The sequence below is a fragment of the Magnetococcus sp. PR-3 genome (assembly GCF_036689865.1).
Taxonomy (GTDB): Bacteria; Pseudomonadota; Magnetococcia; order Magnetococcales; family Magnetococcaceae; genus Magnetococcus.
On record NZ_JBAHUQ010000070.1, the window covers coordinates 1 to 3,687 of the forward strand.

Below are 3,687 nucleotides of genomic sequence, written 5' to 3' on the forward strand. Positions count from 1 at the left end.
AGTGCCACAAGACGCGCCCGGCTCCGATTGAAAAGTCTAGCATCCGTAGGATGGGCGATGTTCTTGGGCTGAACCGTTGTATCCACCGTTACCCGCTCAAGACTGGACAGCTTCACAGCGCCAAACTGAAGACCAAGGCTTATGGTCTCCTCTAAAAGTTGCTCAAGCCCCTTCTTGCCAACCCGTTGGTGCCACTTGGGCAGACCGCTTCGGGCGATGGGTTTCTCATGGGTAAAGAATGTGGCGCCACACAGGTATTGCCAGTAAGAGTTCTCTGGCCAGTGATTGACCACATCATCTTCAGAGAGCCCATACATGGATTGAAGCAGGGTCAGCCCAACCATCATCCGTGTGGAGTTGGCTGGGCGGCCAATGTCGGTATAGAGCGGTTCAAACCGATCTTCCAGACCTTAGCCAGAAAACCTGGATAGATGGGGAAAACGGTCCATCGCATGACTCTACAGGCTCCAGACAACACCAACGATCCGCCAAACCCTTAATAGCCACCTGCGGGCGTTGGCGTTTTTCTCAGCTGAACAGGCTCAAGTAGATTCACAAATCCACGCCCAATCGATTACTTGTGGTCAACAGCAGTGCATCAAACGCCTAAAAACAGCATGTAGTGTTGGCGACGTTACTGCAGCTACTTTTGCCGCTGAGTTGTTCCATTCAACACGGTTCCGCCGTGGTGAGGAAGTCGTATCATATCTTGGGTTGGCTCCAATGGTGAGCGAGAGCGGGGATAAAAAAGACCGTGGACGGTTGCGTTCAGTTGGCCAAAAAAGATGATGCAGCCTGTTGATTGAAGCAGCGTGGGTATGGTGTCAAAAAGAGCCCCAAGCTAAAAAGGGATATCAAAGCATTGTTAACCGTTGTCCAATCCCTTAAAAAGACATTGTAGCCGTAGCGAGAAAACTTGCTCTTAAACTGTGGCGTTTAAGTTTGCCGCCTGTGGCGGCTTAGAATACTTTGGGCCGCAAGGTACACTTTGTTGTACATAACGACCAGAAAATGGCGGCCCTGTTCATTGAATCGTACCGACTTGGAGCTTGGTACTTTGGCGCACGAATAAGAAAAGGTTACGTCAATACCGAGTTCCCACACAGGGCTGTTTCCCACAATTCCACAGCCCCGAGGGAATTTGTGGGGTTCCTGTGGGCTATGGAGATATGAAAAACAGCCCACCGGAATTTGGTTGACAGGGGTTCCTCATAAGAAGCGTACCCACCTCACCCTGCATCAATATAATCAAGGGCAGATTTTCGTCGTTCGATATCATAGCCATTATGCTATACAATGACATGCTGGAAATTGGTTTAGCACTGCTATAAATATTATTAATATAGATAATATCATTTTACTCCTATACTTCCTCTAACTCATACCGAAGTTCCTGCTATCAGTTTCAACACATGATCACTTAACTTAATGATAGAAGACAAACCATATGATCTTTTAAGGCTCTTAAATGACATCAGAAACCATAGAGATTAGAGCAAGCGAATGAAGCCAATCTTTCCAAAAACTGAGCATGCCGTCAGACTCTACCAATGGCTTGACAAGAGCTGTTTTCCTCTACTTTTTGTAGTAATGACACTTCTTCTAGCCGTTATCATATGGCTGGATTTACCCCCTCAAAGAACAGCCCTTTCTGATATTTTTTGGGAGATGAATGGAGGGTTACGCTATCTTCAAGGACAAGAAGCTTACCAAGATTATATTTCTCACTTAGGTGAAACCTACTATTTGATCATTGCGATAGGAATTTATCTCTTTGGTTCACAAATAGAAACACTCGCACATACACAGGTATTACTAGGGGTCATACTTGCTTGTATTATGTGGTGGATAGGCCGATCTCGCCTGCCTAATATCTTAAATTTTGCACTTACATCTTATACGGCACTTATTCTATTCAGCCCAATATCATTAGGCTATTTAAGTTCAAGTGCAGCAACGGTTGCAATGCAATACAACCGTTTCAGCTATGCATTAGCAGGCATTATTATTATCCAACTACTTATTGCCACACCTAAACACCTCAATAAACATCAACTAATTATTGAAGGTATTCTATCTGGAATATTATTATTTTTACTCACATTTATAAAGTTCAACGCAACACTTGCTGTTATTGGTATTATAGCTACGTCACTATTTTTTGTTCATACACATAACATATTAAAGATCACAAGCCTAATCACTTTCATATCTTTATTAAGTATAACGGGTATTAATCTAATTGGTTGGTTAACATACAACATATCCTATATAGCAGAAAAGGCTGGTTCTGGTGTAGGCCAAGATAGAGTAGAAACCTTACTTAATACTGTAATCTATGATGTCATTATCTTTAGCCTGGGGATATTTATATTATTCACAACCCTTAGGCATATCAGAAAATCTGATTCATCGGTTGTACTACCAACTTTCCGAACTTTCTCATACGCCATTATCTTCGCACCACCCTTGATTGGAAGTATATTATTTTTCATGAACTGGCAACATGCTTTAGTTCAATTCTTTCCTCACGGTATTATTATCGGCATGGCACTTACAATACAACATCCACATACAACTTGGATAAAAGCTACAAATAGAAATTTCCATTACTACACACTTCTACTTCTTCTTATCACCTTACTCTTTGCTCCCACCTATTTTTCATTAATGCGCAGCATTGCTGCTGCATCATGGCATAAGTTACAATTGACGACTTTTTGGTCTGAAAGCCATTTAAGCATGCACAGTGATGTTACTCAAAAATTAATCATGCTACCTCAGCCCAATAACAATACAACCACAACAACTGATGAACTCTTAAGCTCATTAGAAAACAAACTTAAATTAAACGCGCCATTAAACAACGCAGAATACGTTTTAAAAATCAATAACGGCCTAGATCTTTTAAAAAAGCACATCAAACCTGACAGTCATATTTATTCTTACCCTCTTAACCCTTACCCTTATCTATTACAAACACCTTTACCAACCCCCTCTATTCTATGGTATTACGCAAAAGGCTCTGGACAGATAGGAAAAGCACCCAACCTTTCATTAGAGTCCTTATTTAGAAACATTGATTATGTACTTATACTCAAAACAGAACTCGATCATCATATGCTTCGAAAAACCATAGAGCCTTATGTTAAATCTCATTTCACCATCATAGAACAAACATCTATCTGGGAGCTTTATCACCGGTATTAAACAGAAAGTCCTAATCTGTCACAAAACTATCTAGACGACAAACATAAGAAAACAGCAGCATTTCTATAGTCATCGAAAATCAAAGTTAGACAGTGAGATCTTTGCAATATTCCTGATTGCGGCCTGATTTGGTAAAATAGCCATCATTTGAGCATTCAGGAGGTAGCCATGTCCCAGGAACGACAGATGAGCTTCGGAGAGATTAAACGTTCTCACCGTCGCAAGCGCAAACCGGAACAACTGACCCAGATTGATGAGCAGATGGACTGTTCCAGGTTTGAGCCACTATTGGCTCAAATCTACTAAGGTTGTGCAGGCCGCCCCCCGTTTCCAACTCTAATGATGTTTTAGGCTCTTCTGCTTCAACAGTGGTTCACCCTATCCGATCCAGAGTTGGAACTTGCTATTGCAGATCGCCGATCCTTTGAGCGTTTTATCGGTATAAGTGGCGACATGGATGTTCCCGATGCCAAGTGG

General features: G+C 42.0%; 5 protein-coding genes. 4 read left to right on the plus strand and 1 reads right to left on the minus strand.

Annotation, left to right across the window (positions count from 1 at the left end; translation table 11 throughout):
• Positions 1 to 347 (minus strand): transposase (locus tag V5T57_RS20505; protein ID WP_332893137.1); only part of this gene is annotated, 347 nt, incomplete at its 3' end.
• Between the two features lie 169 nt (positions 348 to 516).
• Here V5T57_RS20505 and V5T57_RS21050 point away from each other — a divergent pair.
• The 4 genes from V5T57_RS21050 to V5T57_RS21055 all read left to right on the plus strand — a co-directional run.
• On the plus strand, positions 517 to 789 hold the full coding sequence (locus V5T57_RS21050) for a transposase (RefSeq protein WP_442918252.1): 273 nt from the start codon (positions 517 to 519) through the stop codon (positions 787 to 789).
• Positions 790 to 1,503: 714 nt separating this feature from the next.
• Positions 1,504 to 3,210, plus strand: a complete 1,707-nt coding sequence (locus V5T57_RS20510; protein ID WP_332893138.1) for a hypothetical protein — start codon at positions 1,504 to 1,506, stop codon at positions 3,208 to 3,210.
• Positions 3,211 to 3,378: 168 nt separating this feature from the next.
• Positions 3,379 to 3,516, plus strand: a complete 138-nt coding sequence (locus V5T57_RS20515; protein WP_332893139.1) for a hypothetical protein — start codon at positions 3,379 to 3,381, stop codon at positions 3,514 to 3,516.
• Between the two features lie 51 nt (positions 3,517 to 3,567).
• The coding region (locus tag V5T57_RS21055; protein WP_442918253.1) for a transposase at positions 3,568 to 3,687 on the plus strand (120 nt) is incomplete at its 3' end.